We start from the raw sequence: 25,092 nt of genomic DNA on the forward strand, positions 1-25,092 counted from the left end.
GGCCCGTCCCGCCGTCATCGAAAGCGCACGCATGCATCTGCTCGAAGCCCTCTTCCTCGGCATCGTCCAGGGACTCACCGAGTTCCTGCCCATCTCGTCCAGCGCGCACCTGCGGATCGTCGGCATCTTCCTGCCCTCGGCGCAGGATCCGGGCGCGGCGTTCACCGCGATCACGCAACTGGGCACCGAGGCTGCGGTCGTCGTGTTCTTCTGGCGGGACATCGTGCGGATCATCCGTCAGTGGTTCCGGTCGCTGTCGGGCAAGACGCGCCGCACCGACCCGGATGTGCGCATGGGCTGGCTGATCATCATCGGCACGATCCCCATCGTCGTGCTGGGCCTGTTCTTCCAGGACGCGATCGAGACGGTGCTCCGCTCGATGTGGATCGTCGCGATCATGCTCATCGTCTTCGGCATCCTGCTCGGCATCGCCGACATCTACGGGGCCAAGAAACGGCGACTGGAAGACATCACGGTCGGGCACGGCGTGATCTACGGCTTCGCACAGGCACTCGCCCTCATCCCGGGCGTCTCGCGCTCGGGCGGCACGATCACGGCGGGGCTCTTCATGGGTTATGAGCGCGCGGCCGCTGCCCGTTACGCCTTCCTGCTCGCCATCCCCGCGGTGTTCGGTTCGGGGCTGTTCCAGCTTGTCAAGAGCATGGGCGAGCCCACCGTGTTCTCGGCGGGGGAGACGCTCGCGGCGACGGGGATCGCCTTCGTCGTCGCGCTGGGCGTGATCGCGTTCTTCATGACCTGGATCTCCACGCGAAGCTTCCTGCCCTTCGTGGTCTACCGGGTGCTGCTGGGCGGCCTGCTTATCGTGCTGCTGGCGACGGGGGTCATCGCCGCCTGAGCCGCCGGGCCGTCAGCGTTTGCGGTGCTCGCCCGGGCCGTCGCCGCCCCGGCGCAGATAACGCTCGAACGCCTGCGCGATCGCATCGCCGGACGCCTCGGGGGAGTCCCAGGTGTCGCGGGTCTGCTCGAGCTGGCGGATGTACTCGGCCATGTCCTCGTCCTCGGCCGCGGCGGCATCGATCGACGCCTCCCACGTGGCGGCCTCCGTGCGCAGCTGACCCCGGGGGATGTCGACCCCGGTGAGTTCGTGGAGGCGGTCGAGAAGGGCGAGGGTCGCCTTGGGCGACGGGGTGGCGGTCGCGACGTAGTGCGGCACGCTCGCCCACAGCGTCGCGCTCGGGATGCCTGCGCCCTCCGCGGCATGTTCGAGCACGCTGAGGATGCCGACGGGTCCCTCGTATCCGGAGCGGTCGAGCGCGAGCGAGGAGCGCACCTGTTCGTTCTCGCTCGACGCGAAGATCGATATCGGGCGCGTGTGCGGCACATCCGAGAGCATGGCGCCGAGGGTGATGAAGCCGGTGACATCGTCGCGCAGCGCCAGGTCGATGAACTCGGCGGCGAACGCCTGCCACGCGCGGGCGGGCTCGGCGCCGGTGAGCAGCCAGAAGCGCGTGCCCTCCCGCTTGCCAGTGGGCCGCCACAGCTTCGCCTCGGGCCAGCGCAGCCGGCGCTGCCCGTCGCCGTCCATGCCCACCGAGGGGCGCGTGTACTGGTAGTCGAAGTACAGCTCGGGATCGATGGAGTGCACGAGCTCGTAGTCACCGTCGGCCCGGATCATCTCGATCGCCGAGCTCGCGGCTTCACCGGCGTCGTTCCATCCGTCGAAGGCGGTCACGACGATACGCGGTCCGAGCGGCTCCACATCACTCCTCTCCGCGGGGCCGGATGCCCCGTCGGGATCGTTCCAGGCTAGTCGCCGAACACCGGGCGCGGGGGCGGCCGCGGATACGATGGTGCGGTGAGTTCGAACCCCGCGCGCCCGCAGCGACCGTCCGCCGTCCTGTGGGACATGGACGGCACGCTCGTCGACACCGAGTCGTACTGGATGACGGCCGAGACGGCCCTGGTGCGCGAGCACGGCGGTGAATGGACGCACGAGCAGGCGATGCAGCTCGTGGGCAACGGGCTGATCGACAGCGGCCGCATCCTGCGCGACGCGGGCGTCGATCTCGAGCCCGCCGAGATCGTCGACGTGCTCACGGATCGCGTCCGCGGGCTCCTCGCCCGCGACGGCGTGCCCTTCCGCCCCGGCGCGCGCGAACTGCTGTTGGCACTCCGGGGCGCCGGCATCCCCACAGCACTCGTCACGATGTCGCTGCGGCGGATGGCCGAAGACATCGTCGCGCTGATCGATTTCCCCGCCTTCGAGCTCATCGTCGCCGGCGACGACGTCGCGCGCCCCAAGCCGTTCCCCGACGCCTACCTGCATGCGGCGTCGCAGCTGGAGATCGAGCCGAGCCGCGCGCTCGCGCTGGAGGACTCGCCCACCGGCCTGCGCTCGGCGCTCTCGGCCGGGACCGTCGCCGTCGGCATCCCGCACATCGTGCCGCTGGACGGATGCGGCGCGCACGAGCTGTGGGCGACGCTGAAGGGGCGTGGCGTCGACGACGTCGTCGCGGCTTTCGATCGCCACCGCACGACCGGCACCGACGGGAGCGACCGATGAGCGCGCCACGGCCGAGCGGCCCTTTCCGCGAGGGAGACCGCATCCAGCTCACAGGCCCCAAGGGGCGGATGCACACCATCACGCTGCGTGCCGACGGCGAGCTGCACACGCACCATGGCGTGCTGCGTCATCGCGATCTCGTGGGACTGCCGGACGGATCGGTGGTGGAGAACAGCTCGGGGCACGAATACCTCGCGCTGCGCCCGCTGCTGCGCGACTTCGTGATGTCGATGCCGCGCGGTGCGGCGATCGTGTATCCGAAGGACTCCGCGCAGATCATCGCCCAGGCCGACATCTTCCCCGGTGCCGTGGTCGTCGAAGCCGGAGTCGGCTCGGGCGCGTTGTCGCTGTCGCTGCTGCGCGCCATCGGCCCCGAGGGGCGCCTCCACTCGTTCGAGCGGCGCGACGACTTCGCCGAGGTGGCCACGGCGAACGTGGAGACCTTCCTCGGCGAGACGCCGGAGACGTGGAGCGTCGTCGTCGGCGACCTCGTCGAGGCGCTGCCGAACACTCTGGACGCCGGGTCGGTGGATCGCGTCGTGCTCGACATGCTCGCCCCGTGGGAGTGCATCGATGCGGTCGCCGACGCGCTAACGCCCGGCGGCGTCGTGCTCTGCTACGTCGCCACCGCGACGCAGCTCTCGCGCACGGCCGAGTACATCCGCGCGACGGGGCTGTACACCGAACCCGAGTCATCAGAGACGATGGTGCGCGGATGGCACGTGGAGGGGCTCGCAGTGCGACCGGATCACCGCATGGTCGCCCACACCGGATTCCTGATCACCGCGCGGCGACTGGCGCCCGGCGCCGTTCCGCCCGACGTGAAGCGCCGCGCCGCCAAGAAGACGTCGTACGGCGACGAAGACGTCGAGCTGTGGACGCCCGGGGCCGTCGGCGACCGCGAGATCACCGACAAGAACCTGCGCAAGCGGGTGCGGGAGGCCCAGCGTGCGGCCCAGGGCGCGCGCATCGCCGCCGAGGTGCGCACGGCGGAGCCTGAGGCAGGCGCGAGCGGTGGGGACGATCCGTCCGCCTGAACCGGTGCACGTAGACTGGAGCGCGTGCGTAGATCCACCGCTGCCGTGACCTCCCTTGCCCTTGCCGCCGTCGTACTGACCGGATGCGCGGGAGGGCCGTCATTCGACGGCGAGGACTGCGCGGGCGCCTTCACGGGCGACCTCACGAAGCTCGCGACGGTCACCGGCGATCTCGGCAGCGAGCCGGACGTGACCCTGCGCACGCCCATCCACCAGTCGACCGAGACGGTCGAGGAGCGCATCGTCGGTCACGGGCAGCGGCTGACCACCGGAGATCAGATCGCCGCCGTCGACGTCGTGCTCTACAACGGTACGAGCGGTGACAAGGTCGTGGCCACTGAGTTCGACGGCGACCTCAGCCGTCTGTCGAACATCGACTCGTGGAACAGCCAGGTGCCGGCCGTCGCATCCGCGCTGCACTGCGCGAGCGAGGGCTCCCGGTTGGTCGCCGCCTTCCCGGGCACCGATCTCGGTGAGCAGGGCATGACGGGCCTGGGTGTGGCGAAGGACGACTCGGTCGTGGCGGTCATCGACGTGCTCAAGGTGTACCTGCCGCACGCCGAGGGCACCGAACAGTACAACGACGCGCTGGGCCTGCCCACCGTCGTGCGCGCTCCCGATGGGCAGCCGGGCATCATCGTGCCCGATGCCAAGGCTCCGACCGACCTCGTCGTGCAGACGCTCATCAAGGGCGACGGCGAGAAGGTCACCGGCGAGGAGCCGATCCGGGTGCACTACACCGGCGTCACCTGGGACGAGCGCACGGTCTTCGACACCACGTGGGGCAGCAACCCCGCGAAGTTCGACCTCACGCAGGTCATCGAAGGATTCGCGAAAGGGCTGACCGGGCAGACCGTCGGCTCCCAGGTGCTGCTCGTGATCCCGCCCGAGCTCGGCTACGGCGACCAGGCACAGGGATCGATCCCGGCGAACTCGACGCTCGTGTTCGTCGTCGACATCCTGGGCGTCGACCCCGCGGGCACGGCGTCGTCGACGGGGCAGTAGTGGCCGAACGCATCCCACCGGAGGAGCGCCTCACCAATCTGGTGGTGGCGCTCATGGCCACCGAGATCGGTCTGACCAAGCAGCAGATCCTGGAGAGCGTGTCGGGCTACCGGCAGAAGCAGTCGGCCGGGGCGCGGGCGGATGCGCTGGAGAAGATGTTCGAGCGCGACAAGGACGATCTGCGCGCGCTGGGCATCCCGATCGAGACCATCGGCGATCAGGCTGATCCCCACGACCTGCGGGAAGCGCGGTACCGCATCCCCAAGGCCGAGTACGATCTGCCGGTCGACATCGAGTTCACCGCGGCGGAGCTGGCGGTGCTGCGTCTGGCCGGGAGCGTCTGGAGCGAAGGATCGCTGTCCGACGAGGCGCAGGCGGGGGTCCGCAAGATCCGCGCGCTGGGCATCGACGTCGACGAGCCGATCATCGGGTTCGCGCCCCGCATCGCCGCGCGCGAGGCGGGCTTCGCCCCGTTGCAGGATGCCATCGAGCGCAGCCTCGTCGTGACCTTCGACTACCTCAAACCGGGGGAGGAGCGCGCCCGCCGTCGTCGGGTGAGCCCGCTTGCACTGGTCGAGTACGAGGCGCGGTGGCACGTGTTCGGGGTGGACCTGGATGCGCAGGGCGAGCGGATGTTCCTGCTGACGCGCATCATCGGCGATGTCACCGTCACGACGGAGTCCTTTCCGGCGGCGCTGCGTGAGGGAGCAGGAGAGCGCGCCCTGGCCGGTCTCGAAGAGGTCGCGGCGCGCAACACCGCCCTGCTCGAGGTGACTCCGGGCACCGAGGCCGCGCTGCGGCTCGGGCGGCGCGCAGAGCCCGCGACCCAGGGCATTCGCCTGCACTACGTCGACCTGCACATCCTTGCCGACGAGCTCGCCTCGTACGGCCCGGAGGTGCGCGTGGTCGAGCCCGCAGCGCTTCGCGACGAGGTGATATCGCGCCTGCGCGCGGTTCTCGCCGCCCACGACGACAGGGGCGCCGCATGAACGCTCGCAAGCCGCGACTCACCTCCGACCGCGTGCGCGCCTTCCTGACCCTCGTGCCGTACCTGCTCGAACGCGGTGAGGTGTCGGTGGCCGATGCCGCCGCCGACTTCGACGTGACCGAGACCGAGATGCGCGCGATGGTGCAGAAGCTGACGGTCATCGGACTGCCGGGCGACGAGGGCTACTGGCAGGCGCCCCAGGAGCTGTTCGACATCAACTGGGATCTGCTCGACGATCAGGGCATCATCGAGATCACCAACGACGTCGGGCTGCGCCGCGCGCCACGACTGACCGCGCGCGAAGCGGCGGCATTGCTGGCCGGCCTCCAACTCGCGGCGTCGCTTCCGACCGTCGCCGACTCCGGCGTGGTGGCCGGACTCATCGCCAAGCTCTCCCGCGGCGCCGCGGGTCTTCCCGCCGATGTCATCGTCGCGCCGGGCGCCGTCGACGAGGTGCGCACGCTCGTGTCGCAGGGCATCCGCGACGGGGTCGCGATCTCGTTCGCGTATCGCGCGCCCGATGCCGAGCCCACGACCCGCACGGTCGACCCCGTGAAGGTGCTCATCACCAACGGGCAGTGGTACTTGCAGGGCTGGTGCCATCTGCGACGGGCCATGCGCACCTTCCACCTCGACCGCGTGAGCGACCCGCGACTGACCGAGATACCCATCGAGCACGGCGAAGAACCCGTGCCTGAGCTGTTCGCCGTGGGGTCCACGGAGGGGGAGGCCACCGTCGTGCTGCCCGAGGCGCTGGCGCCGCTGGTCCGAGAGTATCTCGAGCACGGTACGGCCGATGTCGTGGACGGTGTGCTCACCGCGCGACTGCGCGTCGCCGACCCCGTGAGCCTCAAGCGCCTGGCCGCCCGCTTCGGCGGCCGGTTGTCGGTGACGGCTCCCGCGCACGCCCGCACCGCAACCCGGGAGTGGGCTGCGGCCGGACTCGCTCTGTACAACGAACAATCCGCGTCTGCCGCGGGTTAGACTGGGCGAAACTTCGATCTGAGGAGACGACCATGTTCGCTGGACTGAACGGATGGCATCTGATCATCCTGCTCGCCGTCATCCTCCTCTTGTTCGGTGCGGCGAAGCTGCCGGCGCTGGCCAAGAGCATGGGCCAGTCGGCTCGTGTCTTCAAGGGCGAGATGAGCGCCATGAAGGAAGAGGACGCCGCGCGCACGGAGCAGCGCGAAGCCGACAAGGGTGACAAGAGCGACGGCTCCACCGCCCCCGGCTCGAGCAGCACCCCCGATACAGACCGACCCAGCTGACGCCCGTGGCAGCGGTCGATTCCGCGACCACCGGAGGCAAGCCCCGGCGCGATCGCACCATGTCGCTCGCGGGGCACCTGATCGAGCTCCGCAAACGCCTGGTGATCTCCGCCGCGGCGCTCGTGGTCGGCATGATCATCGCGTTCATCGTCGCGGACCCGGTCATCCACTTCATCACGGAGCCCATCCGGATCGTGATCGACAAGCGCGGTGACGACTTCGCGGCACTGAACTTCGGCTCCGTCACGAGCGCGTTCGATCTGCGCATGCGAATCGCGTTCTCGATCGGCATCTTCCTCGCGGCGCCGATCTGGCTCTGGCAGATCTGGGCGTTCATCATGCCCGGTCTGACGAAGAAGGAGATCAAGTACACGATCGCCTTCGTCGCCGCGGCGATCCCGCTGTTCTTCGGCGGATGCTACGTCGGGCTCGTCGTCACACCGCACGTGATCGAGCTGATGTGGGGCTTCACGCCCGAAGGCGGTGTGAACTTTTACTCGGCGAAGGAGTACTACGACTTCGTCTTCAAGCTCATGATCGTGATCGGGGTCTCGTTCGTGCTCCCGGTCTTCCTGGTGGCGCTCAACGTCGCCGGCGTCATGTCCGGGCGCACGATCATCCGGGGCTGGCGCGTGGCCGTGCTCATCGCGACCGTGTTCGCCGCTCTGGCGACCCCCGCGGCCGATGTGGTGAGCATGCTCATGCTCGCCGGGATCCTCATCGTGTTGTTCTTCGCCGCGGCGGGGCTGTCGATGCTGTTCGATCGGCGCAAGAGCAAGCGGCAGAACGACGTTCTCGGAGAGCTGTGAGTTCTCCCGCCGAGCGCTACGCGGCGGCGCGCGAGGCGCAGAGCACCCCTGAGACGACCGCTTTCGCGAACCGCCAGCGCTTCGAGCTCGATCCGTTCCAGATCGAGGCGTGCCATGCACTGGAGCGCGGCCGCAGCGTGCTCGTCGCCGCGCCCACAGGGGCCGGGAAGACCATCGTCGGTGAGTTCGCCATTCATCTCGCGATGAGCCGCCCCGGGGCGAAGGCGTTCTACACGACGCCGATGAAGGCGCTGTCCAACCAGAAGTTCCGGGAGCTCGTCGACGTCTACGGCGCCGCAGAGGTGGGTCTGCTCACCGGCGATGTCAACGTCAACGGCTCGGCGCGCATCGTCGTGATGACCACGGAAGTGCTGCGCAACATGCTCTACGCGGGCTCGCCCGCGCTGCGCGGCCTCGAGTACGTGATCATGGACGAGGTGCACTATCTTGCCGATCGTTTCCGCGGTGCGGTCTGGGAAGAGGTCATCATCCATCTGCCGCAAGAGGTGCGGCTCGTCTCGCTCAGCGCCACGGTGTCGAACGCCGAGGAGTTCGGCGACTGGCTCGACACGGTGCGCGGCGGCACCGAGGTGATCGTCTCGGAGACTCGCCCCGTGCCCTTGGAGCAGCATGTGCTCGTGCGTGATGACCTGCTGCCGCTGTTCGACGACCGCGCCGGCATCGCCACCGCACAGGTGAACCAGGAGCTCATGCGCATCCGCTCGTTCACGGGTTCTCGGTACGACCAGAATCGTCGCGCGCAAGAGTACGTCAGTGAGAGGCACCGCGGCGGATACGGGCCGCGTCCGAAGCGCGGTGGACGCCGTCCCGTGCGTTCGGGCAACGTGCGCCGCGTCGAACGGATGGATCGGCCCAAGGTCGTCGACCTGCTGGAGAGGGCGAATCTGCTGCCCGCGATCTTCTTCATCTTCAGTCGCGCCGGATGCGACGGCGCCGTGCAGCAGGTGCGTCGCTCCGGACTGCGCCTGACCACGGTGGAGGAGCGACGCGAGATCCGCGCGATCGTCGAGGAGCGCACGCAGTCGCTGCGCGACGAGGATCTCGGCGTGCTCGGCTACTTCGACTGGTTGGACAACCTGGAGCGCGGAGTCGCCGCCCATCATGCCGGCCTTCTGCCCGCGTTCAAGGAGATCGTCGAGCAGCTGTTCCAGCGACGGCTCGTCAAGGTCGTCTTCGCCACCGAGACGCTGGCGCTGGGCATCAACATGCCGGCGCGCACGGTCGTGCTGGAGAAGATGGAGAAGTTCAACGGCGAGGCGCGCGTCGCCATCACGTCGGGGGAGTACACGCAGCTCACCGGGCGGGCGGGGCGGCGCGGCATCGACGTCGAAGGCCACGCCATCGTGCAGTGGACCGAAGGGATGGATCCGCAGGCCGTCGCCGCTCTCGCCTCCCGGCGCACCTATCCGCTCAACTCGAGCTTCCGCCCCACCTACAACATGGCGGTCAACCTGCTCGACAGGTTCGGCCGGCAGCGGTCGAGGGAGATCCTGGAGTCGTCGTTCGCGCAATTCCAGGCCGACCGCGCGGTGGTCGGCCTGGCGCGCAACGTCAAGGAGGCCGAGGTCTCTCTCGAGGGGTACCGCGGGTCGATGACGTGCGATCGCGGCGACTTCGCGGAGTACTCGGGCATGCGTCGCGAGCTCAGCGATCTCGAGAAGAAGAACCGCTCCGATGCGCAGGCACCCCGCAGCGTCCGCGACAAGCGGTTGCGCAAGATCGAATCGCTGCGTCGGGGCCTGCAGCGTCACGCCTGCCATCGCTGCCCCGACCGTGAGGCGCACGCCCGCTGGGCGGAGCGGTACTGGAAGCTCAAGCGCGAGACGGATCGCACCCGGCGGCAGATTGAGAACCGCACTGGTACGGTCGCCCGTGTGTTCGACCGCGTGCTCGATGTGCTCCAGGCCGTGGGTTACGTGACGGGGGAGCGCGACGATCTCCGGCTGACCGACGCCGGGCTCACGATGCAGCGCATCTACGGCGAGCGCGACCTGCTGGTCGCCGAAGCGCTGCGGCGGGGCCTGTGGGACGGCCTGGATGCGCCCTCGTTGGCGGCTATGGCATGCGGGCTCGTCTACGAGCCCCGCCGCGACGACGGCTTCGCCGATCCGCGGAGTCTGCCGCGCGGACGCTTCCGCGTCGCCTGGGACGAGACACAGCGACTGTGGTCGGAACTCGACGACCTCGAGAAGGAGAACAAGCTGCAGGGCTCGGAGCCGCCGTCGGCGAGTCTCGCCGCAGCCATGCATGCCTGGGCTCGCGGATCGACGCTCGACCGCGTGCTGGAGGAGGCCGACCTTCCCGCCGGCGACTTCGTGCGCTGGACGAAGCAGACCATCGACCTGCTCGACCAGCTCACGCACGTCGCGCCCTCTGACGCATTGTCCCGCACGGCGCGCGACGCCCTCGACGGCGTGCGTCGCGGCATCGTCGCGTACTCGGCGATGTGAGCGGGCTCATGTCGAACGCCTCATCGTCGCGCCCCGGATCCGGTGATCCGGGTGCCGTCGCACCGCTCCTGCCGCTCTGGATCGCCCTGCCGGTGGCGGCCCTCGCGGGCGGTGTGCTCAACCTCGCCTTCCCGGCACCATCGGTGTGGGGATGCTCGTTCCTCGCCGTCGCGCTGCTGCTGGTCGCGCTCATCGGCCGGCGCACGTGGGCGGCGCTCCTGGTCGGAGCCGTCTACGGCATCGTCTTCTCCGTCGTGCTCGTGAGCTGGACGGGCACCTACCTCGGGCCGATCCCGTGGCTGGCGCTGGGCATCCTCGAGGGGGCACTCACCGCGGTGGGGTGCATCCCCATCGCTCTCGCCTACCGCTGGCTGCCCGCGCTTGTGCCAGCTTCCATCCTTCGGGCATTCGTCACGGCCGTCGTCGTGGCCGCGCTGTGGATCGCCCGCGAACTCCTGCTGGGCACGTGGCCCTACGGCGGGTTCCCCTGGGCGCGCATCGCACTCACGATGTCGCCGACCGCCGCGGCCGATGCCACCTCGTGGATCGGGATCAGTGGACTCGGTTTCGCGATGGTGCTCATCGTCGCCCTGGCTGTCGAAGCATTCCGCGGCGTGCTCGGCCGGCGCAGGGTTCTGCCGATCGCGGCACTGAGTGGCGCCGCACTGCTCGCCGCTCTTCTCGTGGTCGCTCCCGCCTTTCCCACGGCGACAGCGGGCACGATGCGGATCGGTGCGGTGCAGGGAAACGGTCCCACCGGATACTTCGACCATCGCGAGCCGGGCGCCGTCCTCTCGGCGCAGTGGGATGCGTCGCAACCATTGCTCGATGAGAACGTGGATCTGATCGTGTGGCCCGAGGGCGGCATCGACGGCGATCCGTTCCAGAACGCGGCGCTCTCGCGAACGCTCGATCGGCTGACCTCGGCCGTGGGTGCGCCGTTGCTGGGGAACGCGGCGACCGAGACGGACGGGCGGTACTTCAACACGTCGTTCCTGTGGCCCCTCGACGGTCCTGCTCTGCCTGCGCGCGATGAGGCGCAGACGCACGCGAAGCGGCATCCGGTGCCCTTCGGCGAGTACGTGCCCGATCGCGACTTCTACGCGGCGATCGTGCCTGATCTCATCGGGCTCATCCAGCGCGAGTACACGCCGGGGGCGGATGCGCCGACCGTGGACGTCTCCGGCACGGTGGTCGGTCTGGCGATCTGCTTCGACGTGATCTACGACGAGGTGATCCAGGAGGGAATCGACGCGGGCGCTCAGGTGCTCGTCTTCCAGACGAACAACGCCGATTTCCGCGGTACCGCGGAGAACCTGCAGCAGCTCGCCATCGCCCGTATGCGCGCGGTGGAGACGGGGCGCTCAGTCGTGAACATCTCCACCGTCGGGACGAGTCAGATCATCCGTCCCGACGGCACGACGCAGGCCTCCGTGGACGCAGATCGCCCCGGGGCACTGCTCGACGATGTCGAACTGCGCACCGGGGCGACGGCGGGCGTGGTCTTCGGGCCGATCCTCGAGCAGATCCTCCTCTGGGGAGGCCTGCTCTCGGTGGTCGTGGCCGGCCTGTGTCAGGCGCTCAGGCGCCGATCTTCGCGCGGGTAGGGTCTTCACCGGCGCCGCGACGCGCCCGGATGAAGGCGAGGCGCTCTTCGAGCAGTTCTTCGAGCTCGGCGCGCGAACGACGCTCGAGCAGCATGTCCCAGTGAGTGCGCGCGGCCTTGTCGTCACCGGCGTCGAGCTCGACGGACTTGCCGTCGACCTGGAGGCGGGCTTCGGCGGCGCAGGAGCGGCATTCCCATGTGGCCGGCGGCTCCGCGTCGGCCGCGAACATCAGGGTGGTCTCGTATCCGCACGTGTCGCACACGTACGAGGTCTGGCGGCGTTCCATGAACACGACGCCCTCTTCGCTCTGTAGGCTCTGGGCGCCGAGTCGGATTCCTCGGAGGCTGCGATCTGCCATTGTGTGGTCCTCTCGTCAGCCCTCAGGTATAGCGGGTCAAACTGTGCGCTTCATGCGAGCGGGCTGACTATCCGAGCGATTCTCGGCCGATGCTCAGCGGCCGTCGAGAGGCGCCTTCTTCTTCCTGCTGATCAGCGTGCCGCGAAGGTGCGCAGCGCCAGGTCGGCGACGTCGGTCACGATGCCGTCGGCACCGGCATCGACGAGCCGGATCATGTCGCCGGGATCGTTCACCGTCCAGACGTGCACCTCGACCCCGACATCGTGCGCAGCCCGCAGAACTGCAGGGGTGAAGACGCGTACCGGTCCGTACCGTTCCGGGATCTGCAACGCATCGACCTCGGCGAGGATCGAGGCGATCAGCCGATGTACGCGCAGGGGAGCGGCGGCGAGAAGACGTACCAGGGTCGAGCGCCCGGCTGATGCGGCAGGGGCGATCTCTGCCCGGGCGACCAGGGCTGCGGCCACCGCCGCACGCCGCGTCGCATCGGCGAAGCTCGTGAGCAGCACGCGGTGGGCGTGCGGTGCGACGATCCGCCCCGCCTGCTCAGCGGCCGCGGCATCCTTCACGTCGATGTTGAAACGCACGTCGGGGAAGCTCTCCAGCGCGGCGCGCAGCGACAGCATCCCGCCGTGGTCGGCCAGCAGCGCTTCCAGCTCGGCGGTGCGGGTCTCGCGCAAGGAGCGGGAATCGGCGAACAGCCGGCGGAGCGAGTCGTCGTGGAACAGCACCACGTCACCATCGGCCGTCAGTCGGCAGTCGGTCTCGATGTACTCGGCGCCCGCGGCATGCGCTGCGGCGAATGCGAGCGCCGTATTGTCGTGCACGACCGGGTCGGCGTCGCGGTGTTCGCCTCCGCTCGGTTCCGTCAAGCCGCGATGGGCGAGCACGCGCGGCGTCGTGGTGCCCTCGAAATACGGATGCGTCACGCGTCGGGCGCCGACGGCGGCGTCTGCCCGGGGGCTCCGCGGAAGGCTCCGCCGAAGTTCTTCAGCGCCTCGGTGAACTCGCTCGGAATGATCCAGAGCTTGTTCGACTGGCTCTCGCTGATCTTCGGCAGCATCTGCAGGTACTGGTAGGCGAGCAGCTTGTCGTCGGGCTGCCCTTGATGGATTGCCCCGAACACGTTCTGGATCGCCTCGGCCTCGCCCTGTGCGCGCAGCACCGCGGCCTGCTTGTCGCCCTCGGCGCGAAGGATCTCGGCCTGGCGACGTCCTTCCGCCTCGAGGATCTGCGACTGCTTGGATCCCTCAGCGGTGAGGATCGCGGCGCGACGATCCCGCTCGGCGCGCATCTGCTTCTCCATCGAGTCCTGGATCGAGACGGGCGGGTCGATGGCCTTGAGCTCGACGCGGGAGACGCGGATGCCCCACTTGCCGGTGGCCTCGTCGAGGACGACGCGCAGCTGGCCGTTGATCTCGTCGCGGCTGGTGAGTGCCTCTTCGAGATTCAGACCGCCGACGACGTTGCGCAGTGTAGTCGTGGTGAGCTGCTCGACGGCGCCGAGGTAGTTCGCGATCTCGTACGTCGCCGCGCGCGCATCCGTGACCTGGAAGTACACGACCGTGTCGATCGACACGACGAGGTTGTCCTCGGTGATCACCGGCTGCGGCGGGAAGGAGACGACCTGCTCGCGCATATCGATGAGCGGCCGCAGCCGGTCGATGAACGGCACGAGAAGGTTCAAGCCGGGGGTGAGGGTCTTGTGGTAGCGGCCGAGGCGTTCCACGATGCCCGCCGTGGCCTGCGGAATGATGCGGATCGATCGGGCGACGGTCACCAGGACGAAGATGATGACGGCGATCGCGAGGATCCATCCGATCACAGCGGGGATGAAGGATGCGTTGTCCATCTCGGGCGGCTCCTAGTCGTGGACGGAACGGACGTATGCGGTGGCGCCCTCGATCCGGGTTACGGAGACCGGTGCACCGGGAGCCAGGGAAGTGACGACGGGAGCGGCGGAGTCGACCCGTGCCGTCCAGGTGTCGCCGTTGCTGAGTTTGACCTGGCCGGTGAGTGTCGTGACCTCGAGGAGCACGACACCGTTGAGCCCGATGAGAGCGTCGACATTGCTCTTGGTCGGATCCTCACCGCGGTGCAGGCGCTTCAGCAACGGCGGTCGCAGCACGAGGATGAACGCGACGGCGGCGATCGCCGCGATGATCACCTGTGCCCACAGCGGGAGCCCGGTGAGATCGGCGACGAGGCCGATCGTGCTGCCGAGGGCCAGCATGAGGAACGTGAAGTCGAGGGTGAGCATCTCGATCACGAGGAACAGCGCGATCAGCACCAGCCAGCCGATCCAGGCCCACTGCTCGACACCCTGCAGAATCGCTTCCATCCGACCTCCGCTTCTGCTCGTCAACCTACCACGCGCCCCATCCGCCTCCCGGTCACGGCTTCGTCCGATTGGTAGGGTGTGGGAGTCCCCGCGCGGTCCGTCCTGGCCCGCCTTCCGAGCGTCGAGGAGCCCCCCCTTGTCCCAGCCTCTGCCCGCCGATTCCCTCAGTGGAAAAGTCGCCCTCGTCACCGGGTCATCGCGCGGGATCGGTGCGGACACCATCCGCTACCTCGCGCAGGCCGGCGCCGACGTCGTCATCAACTACCGCAACAAGGCGCCGCGCGCGGAGAAGCTCGCCGCCGAGGTGCGCGAGCTCGGCCGACGGGCCCTCGTTGTCGGCGCGGATCTCACCGATCCGGCTTCAGTGCAGAGCATGTTCGATGCCGTCGTTGCCGAGTTCGGCGGGCTCGACGTTCTCGTGCTCAACGCCTCCGGCGGCATGGAGAGCGGCATGGGCGAGGACTACGCGCTGCGTCTTAACCGCGACGCGCAGGTGAACGTGCTCGAGACCGCCCTGCCGGTAATGCGCGTAGGCGGCCGCATCGTGTTCGTCACGAGCCACCAGGCGCATTTCATCCGCACCACGCCCACGATGCCCGAATACGAGCCCGTGGCGCTCTCCAAGCGCGCCGGGGAGGACGCGCTGCGCGAGCGCATCCCGGCGATCGGAGAGCGGGGCATCGGCTTCGTCGTCGTCTCCGGAGACATGATCGAGGGCACGATCACGGCCACGCTGCTCGAGCGTGCCAACCCCGGTGCGATCAGCCAGCGCCGCGAGCAGGCGGGACGCCTCTACAACGTCTCGGAGTTCGCCGCCGAGGTCTCCGCCGCGGTCGTCGAGCCGGTTCCGGTCGACAACACGCGTCTCATCGGCGACGTCAGCGGGTTCGCCGCGGAGTGATGGTCTCCGCGGCGAACATCGCTCAGACCTGCGCGTCGGCGGCCAGGGCGCTCTCCACGTCCGCAGAATCCTTGCGGATGGTGATCGCACGGATGATCTGCACGACGCCCAGGGCGACCAGCGAGATGCCGAGCACCCACCACAGGACCACAGCCGCGTACAGCGGCGAGAACAGCACGATGACGCCGGCCGCAATGCCGAGCAGCGCGTAGAGCAATGTCCACACCTTCGAGCCGTCCTGCCCGAGCAGAGTGAGCGCGACGACCCCGTCGATGATCCAGCTGATCCCGATGAAGATCGCCACGACGAGGGCGAGTGCCACGGTGGCCGCGCCCAGGTTGGCGAAGGCGATCACGCCGGCGACGATGTAGAGCAGACCGAGCACGATGTGGCCGGCCCGCGCCCATCCGCCCTTGCCGGCGCTGAAGATGCCGAGGCCGATGTACACGATGCCGCCGATGATGAGGTAGGCCGCGACGATCCCCGTGACGATCACCGCGGACTTCTCCGGCCAGACGAGCAGCACGATGCCGGCGATGAGGGCGATCACGCCGGAGATGGCGAGGAAGATGCGGAGCGAACGGACGAGTCCCGTGGCGGTGCTGGCTGTCGCTGACATGGTGGAACCTTTCCTGTGAAGATCCTGAGTAGTGATGTGCTCAGCGTAGCGTCGCGCACGGTCGCGGGGAACGGCAGCTCTCAGACGCCGGTCCGAGGGTCGGAGGTGCGTGGCAGGATCGATACGTGACTGAGGCGCCCATCGACGATCATCGCCTGGGAGAACTGGTGCTGATGAGGCAGGTTCGCGACCGGATCGATCGGGAGTACGCGAAACCGCTCGACGTCGAGGCGCTTGCACGGGGCGTGCACATGTCAGCGGGCCATCTCAGCCGTCGGTTCCGCCAGGCCTACGGCGAGTCGCCGTACTCGTACCTCATGACGCGGCGGATCGAGCGGGCGATGGCCTTTCTCCGACTCGGCGATCTCAGCGTCACGGAGGTGTGCTTCACGGTGGGCTTCTCCTCTCTCGGCACCTTCAGCACGAGATTCGCCGAGCTCGTGGGGGTTCCGCCGAGTGTCTATCGGGACCAGAACGTCGATGTCTCAGGAATTCCGCCCTTCCAGGCCAGGCACGTCACCAGACCGGTCAGGAATCGAGAAGCGCCCACTCGGAAAGGTGCATAACGTGAACGGCATGGACATCACAATCAACGCGACTTTCCTTCCTCACACCGACGCCGACGCCTCACTGGCGTTTTACCGGGATGCGCTCGGATTCGAGTTGCGCAAAGACGTCGGATACGACGGGCTGCGCTGGCTGACGGTGGGGCCCGTCGATCATCCGGAGATGAACATCGTGCTCACTCCGCCGGCGGCGGATCCCGGGATCACCGACGACGAGCGCCGCGTCATCGCGGAGATGATGGCGAAGGGAACCTACGGCGCCCTCATGCTCGCCAGTGACGACGTCGATGCCCTGTTCGATCACCTGCAGGGAACGGGTGCCGAGGTCATGCAGGAGCCGATGGATCAGCCCTGGGGCGCTCGGGACTGCGCATTCCGCGACCCCGCGGGCAACACCATCCGCATCCAGCAGCTGCCTTGAGCCGCGCATCATCCGAACGACCACATCCGCCGAACGAAAGAGAGCCGATGGCTGAATCGTCGCACCTCGCCGACTCCCACGACGTCATCCGTGTTCGAGGAGCACGGGAGAACAATCTCAAGGACGTCAGCGTCGAGATCCCGAAGCGCCGTCTGACGGTGTTCACCGGGGTTTCCGGTTCGGGCAAGAGTTCGCTCGTCTTCGACACGATCGCCGCAGAGTCGCGGCGCATGATCGACGAGACCTACAGCGCGTTCATCCAGGGCTTCATGCCGTCGGTGCCGCGCCCCGACGTCGACGTGCTCGAGGGGCTGACCACGGCGATCATCGTCGACCAGGAGCGTCTCGGTGCGAATCCGCGCTCGACGGTCGGCACCGTCACCGACGCCAACGCGATGCTGCGCATCCTGTTCAGCAAGCTCGGCGAGCCTTACATCGGCGGACCGACAGCGTTCTCGTTCAACATCCCGACCCAGAAGGCCGGCGGGGTGATGACGTCATCGACGGGCAAGAAGACCGTTGTGAAGGAGGCGATCTATCTCGGCGGAATGTGTCCACGCTGCGAGGGCCGCGGCTCGGTCTCCGACGTCGACCTGTCGAAGGTCGTGGACGAGTCGAAGTCCTTGACGGAGGGGGCGATCCTCGTTCCGGGCTACACCGCCGATGGATGGATGGTGCGGCAGTTCGCGGGATCGGGCTTTTATCCGGACGACAAGCCGATCGCGACGTTCACCGAGAAGCAGCGCAGACAGTTCCTCTACGGCGACGTCGCGAAGGTGAAGATCGCCGGGGTCAATGTGACGTACGAGGGACTGATCCCGAAGATCACGAAGTCGATGCTCTCCAAAGACCTTGACGCTCTGCAGCCCCACATCCGCCGGTTCGTGGAAGAGGTTGCGACCTTCCAGACCTGCCCGGAATGCGAGGGAACGCGGCTCACGGAGGGTGCACGCTCGTCCAAGATCTCGGGAATCAGCATCGCCGATGCCTGTGCCATGCAGGTCACCGATCTCGCCGCGTGGGTGCGCGAGCTCGACCGACCCGAAGCCGGGCCGCTGCGGGAGGCGCTGAGCGCCAACCTCGACGCGTTCGTCACTCTCGGGCTCGGCTATCTCAGCCTTAACCGGCCATCCGGAACGCTGTCCGGGGGAGAGGCGCAGCGCATCAAGATGCTCCGCCACCTCGGATCCTCGCTCACCGACGTCACCTATGTGTTCGACGAGCCGACGATCGGGTTGCACCCGCACGACATCCAACGGATGAACGACCTGTTGCGACAGTTGCGCGACAAGGGCAACACGGTGCTCGTCGTGGAGCACAAGCCCGAGACGATCGCGATCGCGGACCACATCGTCGACCTCGGTCCGGGCGCCGGCAGCGGGGGAGGGGAGATCACCTTCGAAGGCACCGTGGACGGTCTGCGTAAGAGCGGCACGCTCACGGGAACCCATCTCGATGATCGCGCGGCATTGAAGGATGCGGTGCGCGAGCCTGCCGGCGTCATCGAGATCCGAGATGCTTCCGAGAACAACCTGCAGGATGTCTCAGTCGACATCCCGTTGGGCGTGCTGACCGTCGTCACCGGTGTGGCGGGGTCGGGCAAGAGCTCCCTCATCCACGGGGAGGTCTCGCCGCGCGAGGGCGTCGTCGCGATCGATCAGGGCGCGATCAAGGGATCGCGACGCAGCAACCCCGCGACGTACACGGGCATGCTCGAGCCGATCCGCAAGGCGTTCGCCAAGGCCAACGGTGTGAAGCCCGCGCTGTTCAGCGCCAATTCGGAGGGGGCGTGCCCGTCGTGCAAGGGTGCGGGCGTGATCGTGACGGAGCTGGGCTTCATGGACACGATCGAGACGCCGTGCGAGGACTGCGGCGGCAAGAGGTTCCAGGCCGCGGTGCTGGAGTACACGCTAGGCGGCAAGGACATCACGCAAGTGCTGGACATGCCCGTCGCCGAAGCGCATGCGTTCTTCTCCAAGGGGGAGACCAAGATCGCGCTCGTCGCCGCCATGCTGTCGCGGATGGAAGACGTCGGGCTCGGATATCTCACCCTCGGCCAGCCCCTTTCGACGCTATCGGGAGGCGAGCGCCAGCGCCTCAAGCTCGCGATCCAGATGGGGGAGAAGGGCGACATCTACGTACTCGACGAGCCCACAACGGGACTGCACCTGGCCGACGTCGGCACGATCCTCGCTGTGCTCGATCGGCTGGTCGACGCGGGCAAGACGGTGATCGTCATCGAGCATCATCAGGCCGTGATGGCCCACGGCGATTGGATCATCGACATCGGTCCCGGCGCCGGTCACGACGGCGGGAAGGTCGTGTTCGAGGGCACGCCGGCCGACCTCGTCGCCGCGAGGTCGACCCTGACGGGGGAGCACCTCGCCGACTACGTCGGTGCGTGAGAGCCGGTCCCCGCACGATCAAAGGGCTCGTGGCGGAAGGTCTCGTCACCGCTCCTGCAAACGCCCGCCTGTCGCGTCGTCCCGTTCCGGTGACGCCCGTGCTGGGAGCCGTCGCCAATCAACGGCGATGGTCACCTATTTCGACACCTCTGCACTCGTACCGCTGCTGATCGACAAGCCCGGATCGGCAGTCTGCGGCCGACTATGGAATGCATCGAGTCGTCGCGTGACGCTTCGGGTGTCCTATGTCGAAGCGAGAGCGGCGATCGCCAGCGCCGTCCGTCACAACCGGATCACGAGTCGGGGTGCACAAGAGGCCATTGGGAGCCTCGAGATCGTGTGGGGAGCCATGTGGATCATCGAGCTGACCGATCCGCTCGTGCGCCGGGCGGCCGAGTTCGCCGACGCTCATGCGCTGCGCGGGTACGACGTAACGCATTGCGCGGCAGCTGAGCTTGTCCATGGCCGGTCCGTGGTCGCCGCGGCGGGTGACGCGGCTCTGCTCGAGTCATGGTGCGCGGTGGGATTCGCCGTCGCCGACACCGCACCATGAACGCGGTTGTCCACAGGAAGGCGACCCTCGAGCACCGGTGCGCGTCGGCTCCCTATCGTGGAGCCGTCGAAAGGTTGCGGATGCACGATCGTGGGCGGGTCTGGGCCGGGTCAGTACTGGCCGGAGTATGCGGTGTCATATGCGCGGTGTTCGTCGTGCAAACGCTGGTTTCTGCTGCGGATGAGCTGCTCGCCAGCGCGGTTCCGTGGATGGCTTCTTTCGAGCCAATTCTGAGTCCGCGGCTGTCCCGCGACGACGCCGTGCGCGGTGCCATCATGACTGCCGTGTTCGGCGCCGCCTTCGTGTGGCTGGCGACGGCAGGCGTGTCCGGGCGAGGGAACGACCGGGTTCCACGACAGGTCTGTGCTGCCGCGGTGTCAATCGGCCTGGTGGTGGGAGCTCTGCTCGGAACCCTGTATGCGACGACCTGGGCTGGCGCCGGACTGGCCATCGCCGTCTCGCTCGGCCTCGGCCTGGTCGCGATCAGGCTCATCCGCCAGACTCGAGCCGGCTTGGTGACGCTCAAAGCCACCGCACGTCGCGATGCCGAGGTGAAGGCGCGTGGACGGTTCGTCCGCGGCGAGATCATCACGCTGCGGTTTCTTCGACGTTGGCGTTCGGGATCACCGGAGTTTCAGGCGAAGGTGCGCTTTCTCACGAGTCACGGTTGGCGCGTCGTCGAAAGTCGGTTGGTCACAGAGCCGCACGAGGCGCCGGTCATCGGCGGCACGGCGCTCGTGTGGCACCTGGATACCAACGGTATGGAACACGTCGTCGTGGAGCCCGATCCGCACAGTCGTCGCGACCCGGAAGCCATCCTGCGCTACGCGCCCTGATGCCTCGTTCCACCTTCGCCGATAATGCACATTATGTCAGCTCACGGTCATTGCCCGTCTGCGAGATTCGTAATCCGCCTCTCCTGCGGGTGCACGGACGTGCCGTTAGCCTGGGGTCGTGAAGTCTCGTAGCGACGTCGTGATGCGCGCGTGGTACTTGGTTGTGATCGCCGTAGTGCTTGCGGGGTTCGTGTTGCAGTTCTATCTGCTGTTCACGGGCGGTGCGGATGCGAACTCCGGTGAATCCGGGTCGGATATCCCGCTCGGTGTACGGTTCGTTCGCCTGTTCAGCTTCTTCACCGTGGCGAGCAACCTCCTGGTAATGATCGCGTCTGCGTCTTTGGTCGTGCGTCGTCCCCCGCAGGGACTTCTGTGGCGAGCACTTCGCCTGAGTACCCTACTCAGCATCGCCGTCACCGGCACGATCTTCAGTCTCATCCTCGCTCCCGACATCGAGCTTCGCGGCGAGGCAGTCATCGCGACGACCCTGTTTCACAACATCAGCCCCGCCCTCTTCGTCATCGGCTGGTTGCTGTGGGGACCTCGACGTCAGTGGATGGTCAGGGCTGCGCTGCTCGCATTCATCTGGCCGCTCGCCTGGCTCGCCTACACATTCACCCGCGGTGCGATCACCGGCTGGTATCCGTATCCCTTCCTCGACGTCGGACAACACGGCATCGGGGCCGTGCTGCTCAGCAGCCTTGCCGTCCTCGCATATGCGGTCCTGCTCACTGCTGCGGTGCTCGTCGTGGATCGATTTGTCCCGGCCATCGGCACATCGGATGCCCTCTTGCCAGGACCCAGCGGCGACGCATGAGTGATCTCCTTGCGCCAGAGTGGGGCGCCTCTCCCCCGAGGCTCCGACGTTCGGAGGTGATCGCCGCTGTCGGGCACGGCGACGACCTCTGGAACCGCGCTGCGGCCGATCTCCTCCGCTGGAAGGTCAAGAGACGTAGCGGCTTCAGCGTCGACGACGCGGGACCGGTGCGGTCCGGCGCAAGACCGACAATGACCGCACGTGTACTCGGTGTTCGGATTCCGGAGCCCATCGAAGTCCTCGACGTCACCCAGTCCCCTGATCGTGTCGGCTTCGTCTACCGCACCCTGCCGGGCCATCCGGTCGACGGATGCGAAGCATTCCTCATGCATCGAGCCGCTTCGGAAGACACGATCTTCCTCACGATTCGGTCGCTGACGCGTGCGAGCGATTCTCGGCCCTGGCGTGCGTTGTTCCCGCTCCTGGCGCTCGCACAGCGGGCCGTGCGTCGCCGCTACCTCAAATCCCTGCGCTGACCGGCGTCCGACAGTTATATGCTTTGAACCGCATGTATTCCGTCACCGTGTCCTCTCCCCTATCATCGCGACTATGAAGCTCAACCCGATGACGGTAGATCCGCAACACCGCCTTCTCGATCGCGTCTTCGAGGTCAGCATCATCCTCAAGGGCATCAACGGCGTGCTCGAATTGATCGGCGGTGTCGCGCTGCTGTTCGTCGATCCGGTGCAGGTGCGAGCATGGCTGTCGGGCATCACGGCGAACATGGTGGGGGCGCACCACCACTCCCCCATCTGGCAATGGTTCCAGCATCTCGCCGATGCGCTCGACACCAAGGCCACCGTGTTCGCGGCCGTCTATCTGCTGCTGCACGGCGTGATCAAGATCGTGCTGGTGTGGGCCCTGCTCCGCGAGAAGATGTGGGCATACCCCTGGATGATCGCGGCACTGGTGGCCTTCATCGCCTATCAGTGCTACGAGCTCCTGGTGCACTTCAGCTGGTGGATGCTGGCCCTCACCATCTTCGACATCTTCATCGTGGGCCTCACCTTGCGGGAATGGCAACTGCACAAGGCGCGCAGGGCCGAGCGCCTCGCCGCGGCCGAGGGCTGAGCCCCTCAGCCGCGCTGCCGAATCGCGAAGATCCGCAGGAAGTACTGGCAGAGCGGCCCCACGAGCAGGGCGAAGGCGAGTGTGCCGATCCCGACGGTGCCGCCGAGACCCCAGCCAACGAGCACGACGACCAGTTCGATCGCCGTCCGGACGATCCAGATCGGGCGATTCAGGCGTCTGTGCAGCCCCGTCATCAGCCCGTCCCTGGGACCGGGCCCGAAGTCCGCCCCGATATACAGCCCGGTCGCCGCCGACAGAACCACGAGTCCGACCGCGAACAGCACGATCTGTTGCCATAGGTGCACGCCGTGCGGGATCACGAGGAAACCGACATCGGCGGATGGGCCGATGAGCAGCGCGTTGAGCACCGTCCCGATCCCGAGGCGCTGCCGGATCGGAATCCACAGCAGCAGCACGAGACCGCTCACGATCACTGTGATGAGACCGAAGCTGAGCGGGACGTGCAGGGAGATGCCCTGGCTCAGCACGTCCCACGGCGCGGCGCCGATCCCCGCGCGAACCATGAAGGCGATGCCGATCCCGTAGAGGAAAAGGCCGACGAGGAGTTGGATGATCCGGCGTGGAAGCAGCCTCTTTCCTGTCCCCGGCGTCGCACTCACCCGGAGACCGGGCTCTGCGGTGCGACCTCTGTCCATGTCGCGTACTTCGCCGGTCGTCCGTCGCCCGACGAACGGCGGGTCAGACGGCGGTTGATCCACGGCGCCAGGTGCGTGCGGTAGTACTGCCAGGCGTTCAACTGATCCTGTTCCAGGTCGTGCCTGGGTCGCCACCACTCGACGGGAGCCTCCAGGCCCAGCGCATCGAGCACGCGCGCGGCCACGCGATGATGACCGAGCGCATTCATGTGCAGGCGATCCTCCGCCCAGTACCGGGGATGACTGAGCTCGCGATCGGGCCAGTTCAGCGCCCGGATGACGTCGGGACGATCCGCGATGCGCCCGACGACAGCTCGCGACAACTCGTCACCGCGTCGCTGGATGAGCTCGCCCAGCGGAAGCTGCGCCGACGGATTGGCACCGGAGAGCACGATGAGCCTCACCCCCTCCTCGTCGCAGCGCCGCAGCACCCGGGTGAACGCGTCGGCGATGTGCTCGATATCGGCTTTCGGTCGGAGCATGTCGTTGCCGCCGGCGTTGAAGCTCAGATGCGTGGGGCCAAGGGCGAGTGCCGGTTCCAGCTGCGTCTGCACGACGGGCCAGGCGAGTTTGCCGCGGATCCCGAGATTGGCGTAGGAGATCGGCTCTCCGAGGGCATCGGCCCAGCCCTGGGCGGCGAGATCCGCCCATCCGCGCACACGGCCGTCGGGCAGCTCGTCGCCCACGCCCTCGGAGAACGAATCGCCGATGGCGACGTAGCGAACAGAGGTCATGTCTTCAGCCTAGAACTCGGTGCCCCGCCCGCTCACTTCTCGGCGAGCAGCGCACGCACCCGCGGGACGACTTCGGCGCCGTAGAGCTCGATGCTCGACATGAGCGACTCATGGGCGAGGGTTCCCGTCGCGTACTTGAGGTCGAACCGGCCCAGGCCCAGCGTCGTGACGGTGTCGGCGATCTTCTCGGCGACCCGCTGCGGCGACCCGATGTACAGTGCTCCCGCCGGACCCACCTCGTTCTGGAACTGGGCGCGCGTGAACGCCGGCCAGCCGCGCTCGCGGCCGATTCGGTTGTGCATCGCCTCGAACCCCGTGAAGGCCTCGTCCCATGCCTGCTCGTCGGTCACCGCGATATGCCCCGGGGAATGCACCGACACGGGATGCGAGGTCGTGCCGAAGCTCGCCACCGAACGGTGGTAAAGATCGACGAACGGCCGGAACCGCGCCGCCGGCCCGCCGATGATCGCGAGCATGAGGCCCAGGCCGTGCCGAGCGACGCGCACGACGGACTCGGGGCTCCCGCCCACGCCCACCCACGTGCGCATTCCGTGCGCGGTCTTGGGGAAGACGTCGGTGTTCTCCAGGGAGGCGCGCATGGTGCCCGACCAGGTGACGGGCTTCTCCTCCAGCAACTGCACGAACAGATCGAGCTTCTCTTCGAAGAGCCGGTCGTAGTCGCGCAGATCGTATCCGAACAGCGGGAACGACTCCGTGAACGATCCGCGCCCGAGCACGACTTCGGCACGGCCGTCGGAGAGGGCATCCAGTGTCGCGAAGCGCTCGTACACGCGCACCGGGTCATCCGACGACAGCACCGTCACCGCCGTGCCGAGACGGATGCGGGATGTGCGCGCCGCGATCGCCGCGAGCACCATCTCGGGGCTGGATACGGCGAAGTCCGAACGGTGGTGCTCCCCCACGCCGAAGAAGTCGATGCCGACCTCGTCAGCGTGCTGCCCCTGCGCGACGACATTGCGGATGGTCTCGGCCTGCGTCAGCAGCTCTCCATCGGCACCGCGGGTGACGTCGCCGAAGGTGTCCAGCCCGAACTCGATATCCATCGTGCTCCTTTTCATTCACACGCATGAACCACGATTGC

Annotated in this window: 28 protein-coding genes; 19 read left to right on the top strand and 9 right to left on the bottom strand. The window is 67.6% G+C overall.

Annotated features, from left to right (window positions below; genetic code table 11):
- The first annotated feature begins 31 nt into the window (after nt 1-31).
- The gene (locus tag BKA02_RS12425; RefSeq protein ID WP_179434470.1) at nt 32-856 is read left to right on the top strand and encodes an undecaprenyl-diphosphate phosphatase; all 825 of its coding nucleotides are present in this window, start codon (nt 32-34) and stop codon (nt 854-856) included.
- A 12-nt stretch (nt 857-868) separates the two neighbouring features.
- Here the strand turns inward: BKA02_RS12425 and BKA02_RS12430 are convergent, their stop codons facing one another.
- Nucleotides 869-1,720 (bottom strand): PAC2 family protein, encoded by an 852-nt coding sequence (locus BKA02_RS12430; protein ID WP_179434472.1) that lies wholly within the window; start codon nt 1,718-1,720, stop codon nt 869-871.
- 96 nt (nt 1,721-1,816) lie between these two features.
- On the opposite strand from BKA02_RS12430, the gene BKA02_RS12435 reads away from it, so the two are divergent.
- The 9 genes from BKA02_RS12435 to lnt are packed head-to-tail and all read left to right on the top strand — an operon-like array spanning nt 1,817 to nt 11,712.
- The gene (locus BKA02_RS12435) at nt 1,817-2,524 is read left to right on the top strand and encodes an HAD family hydrolase (RefSeq protein ID WP_343045408.1); all 708 of its coding nucleotides are present in this window, start codon (nt 1,817-1,819) and stop codon (nt 2,522-2,524) included.
- Nucleotides 2,521-3,561 carry a tRNA (adenine-N1)-methyltransferase gene (locus BKA02_RS12440; RefSeq protein ID WP_179434474.1) on the top strand — a complete coding sequence of 347 codons (1,041 nt, stop codon included), beginning with the start codon at nt 2,521-2,523 and terminating at the stop codon, nt 3,559-3,561. Before BKA02_RS12435 ends, BKA02_RS12440 begins: the two co-directional genes overlap by 4 nt.
- A gap of 24 nt (nt 3,562-3,585) precedes the next feature.
- Complete coding sequence (locus BKA02_RS14585) at nt 3,586-4,566, top strand: FKBP-type peptidyl-prolyl cis-trans isomerase (protein ID WP_179434477.1); 981 nt, start codon at nt 3,586-3,588, stop codon at nt 4,564-4,566.
- On the top strand, nt 4,566-5,555 hold the full coding sequence (locus BKA02_RS12450; protein ID WP_343045409.1) for a helix-turn-helix transcriptional regulator: 990 nt from the start codon (nt 4,566-4,568) through the stop codon (nt 5,553-5,555). The genes BKA02_RS14585 and BKA02_RS12450 overlap by 1 nt, the downstream gene beginning before the upstream one ends.
- On the top strand, nt 5,552-6,538 hold the full coding sequence (locus BKA02_RS12455) for a helix-turn-helix transcriptional regulator (RefSeq protein WP_179434479.1): 987 nt from the start codon (nt 5,552-5,554) through the stop codon (nt 6,536-6,538). Before BKA02_RS12450 ends, BKA02_RS12455 begins: the two co-directional genes overlap by 4 nt.
- A 32-nt stretch (nt 6,539-6,570) precedes the next feature.
- On the top strand, nt 6,571-6,825 hold the full coding sequence (gene tatA, locus BKA02_RS12460; protein WP_179434481.1) for a twin-arginine translocase TatA/TatE family subunit: 255 nt from the start codon (nt 6,571-6,573) through the stop codon (nt 6,823-6,825).
- Nucleotides 6,826-6,884: 59 nt separating this feature from the next.
- Complete coding sequence (gene tatC, locus BKA02_RS12465) at nt 6,885-7,634, top strand: twin-arginine translocase subunit TatC (RefSeq protein ID WP_179435473.1); 750 nt, start codon at nt 6,885-6,887, stop codon at nt 7,632-7,634.
- Entirely contained in the window at nt 7,631-10,105 is a 2,475-nt protein-coding gene (locus BKA02_RS12470) for a DEAD/DEAH box helicase (RefSeq protein ID WP_179434483.1), read from the top strand. The genes tatC and BKA02_RS12470 overlap by 4 nt, the downstream gene beginning before the upstream one ends.
- An 8-nt stretch (nt 10,106-10,113) precedes the next feature.
- The gene (gene lnt, locus BKA02_RS12475; protein ID WP_179434485.1) at nt 10,114-11,712 is read left to right on the top strand and encodes an apolipoprotein N-acyltransferase; all 1,599 of its coding nucleotides are present in this window, start codon (nt 10,114-10,116) and stop codon (nt 11,710-11,712) included.
- Here lnt and BKA02_RS12480 read toward each other — a convergent pair.
- The 4 genes from BKA02_RS12480 to BKA02_RS12495 all read right to left on the bottom strand — a co-directional run bounded on the left by BKA02_RS12480 (nt 11,687) and on the right by BKA02_RS12495 (nt 14,411).
- Entirely contained in the window at nt 11,687-12,070 is a 384-nt protein-coding gene (locus BKA02_RS12480) for an RNA polymerase-binding protein RbpA (RefSeq protein WP_179434487.1), read from the bottom strand. The two genes, lnt and BKA02_RS12480, sit on opposite strands and share 26 nt — an antisense overlap.
- 131 nt (nt 12,071-12,201) lie before the next feature.
- On the bottom strand, nt 12,202-12,999 hold the full coding sequence (locus BKA02_RS12485) for a glycerophosphodiester phosphodiesterase family protein (RefSeq protein ID WP_179434489.1): 798 nt from the start codon (nt 12,997-12,999) through the stop codon (nt 12,202-12,204).
- Nucleotides 12,996-13,922, bottom strand: coding sequence for an SPFH domain-containing protein (locus BKA02_RS12490; protein WP_179434491.1), 927 nt, complete (start codon nt 13,920-13,922; stop codon nt 12,996-12,998). Before BKA02_RS12490 ends, BKA02_RS12485 begins: the two co-directional genes overlap by 4 nt.
- A 12-nt stretch (nt 13,923-13,934) precedes the next feature.
- The gene (locus BKA02_RS12495; RefSeq protein WP_179434493.1) at nt 13,935-14,411 is read right to left on the bottom strand and encodes an NfeD family protein; all 477 of its coding nucleotides are present in this window, start codon (nt 14,409-14,411) and stop codon (nt 13,935-13,937) included.
- Between the two features lie 136 nt (nt 14,412-14,547).
- Between BKA02_RS12495 and BKA02_RS12500 the strand changes: the two genes are divergently transcribed.
- A complete protein-coding gene (locus BKA02_RS12500; RefSeq protein ID WP_179434495.1) occupies nt 14,548-15,312 on the top strand; it encodes an SDR family oxidoreductase in 765 nt (254 codons plus the stop codon).
- 22 nt (nt 15,313-15,334) lie between these two features.
- Here BKA02_RS12500 and BKA02_RS12505 read toward each other — a convergent pair whose 3' ends face one another.
- The gene (locus BKA02_RS12505; protein ID WP_179434497.1) at nt 15,335-15,931 is read right to left on the bottom strand and encodes an HdeD family acid-resistance protein; all 597 of its coding nucleotides are present in this window, start codon (nt 15,929-15,931) and stop codon (nt 15,335-15,337) included.
- A gap of 173 nt (nt 15,932-16,104) precedes the next feature.
- Here BKA02_RS12505 and BKA02_RS12510 point away from each other — a divergent pair, with 173 nt between their 5' ends.
- The 8 genes from BKA02_RS12510 to BKA02_RS12545 all read left to right on the top strand — a co-directional run bounded on the left by BKA02_RS12510 (nt 16,105) and on the right by BKA02_RS12545 (nt 22,600).
- Nucleotides 16,105-16,497 (top strand): helix-turn-helix transcriptional regulator, encoded by a 393-nt coding sequence (locus BKA02_RS12510; RefSeq protein ID WP_179435474.1) that lies wholly within the window; start codon nt 16,105-16,107, stop codon nt 16,495-16,497.
- Nucleotide 16,498: 1 nt separating this feature from the next.
- Nucleotides 16,499-16,918, top strand: a complete 420-nt coding sequence (locus tag BKA02_RS12515) for a VOC family protein (protein WP_343045410.1) — start codon at nt 16,499-16,501, stop codon at nt 16,916-16,918.
- A gap of 47 nt (nt 16,919-16,965) precedes the next feature.
- Nucleotides 16,966-19,323 carry an ATP-binding cassette domain-containing protein gene (locus tag BKA02_RS12520; RefSeq protein ID WP_179434501.1) on the top strand — a complete coding sequence of 786 codons (2,358 nt, stop codon included), beginning with the start codon at nt 16,966-16,968 and terminating at the stop codon, nt 19,321-19,323.
- A 127-nt stretch (nt 19,324-19,450) separates the two neighbouring features.
- Nucleotides 19,451-19,876, top strand: a complete 426-nt coding sequence (locus BKA02_RS12525; protein WP_179434503.1) for a type II toxin-antitoxin system VapC family toxin — start codon at nt 19,451-19,453, stop codon at nt 19,874-19,876.
- 146 nt (nt 19,877-20,022) lie between these two features.
- The gene (locus tag BKA02_RS12530; RefSeq protein ID WP_179434505.1) at nt 20,023-20,712 is read left to right on the top strand and encodes a hypothetical protein; all 690 of its coding nucleotides are present in this window, start codon (nt 20,023-20,025) and stop codon (nt 20,710-20,712) included.
- A 118-nt stretch (nt 20,713-20,830) separates the two neighbouring features.
- On the top strand, nt 20,831-21,529 hold the full coding sequence (locus tag BKA02_RS12535) for a Pr6Pr family membrane protein (RefSeq protein ID WP_179434507.1): 699 nt from the start codon (nt 20,831-20,833) through the stop codon (nt 21,527-21,529).
- Nucleotides 21,526-22,005 (top strand): DUF1990 domain-containing protein, encoded by a 480-nt coding sequence (locus BKA02_RS12540; RefSeq protein WP_179434508.1) that lies wholly within the window; start codon nt 21,526-21,528, stop codon nt 22,003-22,005. The genes BKA02_RS12535 and BKA02_RS12540 overlap by 4 nt, the downstream gene beginning before the upstream one ends.
- A gap of 73 nt (nt 22,006-22,078) precedes the next feature.
- The gene (locus BKA02_RS12545) at nt 22,079-22,600 is read left to right on the top strand and encodes a DUF2127 domain-containing protein (RefSeq protein WP_179434509.1); all 522 of its coding nucleotides are present in this window, start codon (nt 22,079-22,081) and stop codon (nt 22,598-22,600) included.
- A gap of 5 nt (nt 22,601-22,605) precedes the next feature.
- On the opposite strand, the gene yczE is transcribed toward BKA02_RS12545, so the two are convergent.
- From yczE to BKA02_RS12560, 3 genes are read right to left on the bottom strand one after another with little or no spacing between them, the layout of a single operon-like run.
- A complete protein-coding gene (gene yczE, locus BKA02_RS12550; RefSeq protein ID WP_343045411.1) occupies nt 22,606-23,220 on the bottom strand; it encodes a membrane protein YczE in 615 nt (204 codons plus the stop codon).
- Entirely contained in the window at nt 23,217-23,990 is a 774-nt protein-coding gene (locus BKA02_RS12555; RefSeq protein ID WP_179434511.1) for an SGNH/GDSL hydrolase family protein, read from the bottom strand. The genes yczE and BKA02_RS12555 overlap by 4 nt, the downstream gene beginning before the upstream one ends.
- 32 nt (nt 23,991-24,022) lie before the next feature.
- On the bottom strand, nt 24,023-25,054 hold the full coding sequence (locus BKA02_RS12560; RefSeq protein ID WP_179434512.1) for an LLM class flavin-dependent oxidoreductase: 1,032 nt from the start codon (nt 25,052-25,054) through the stop codon (nt 24,023-24,025).
- Nucleotides 25,055-25,092 lie beyond the last annotated feature (38 nt).

It is taken from the genome of Microbacterium pseudoresistens (genome assembly GCF_013409745.1).
GTDB classification, from domain to species: Bacteria; Actinomycetota; Actinomycetes; order Actinomycetales; family Microbacteriaceae; genus Microbacterium; species Microbacterium pseudoresistens.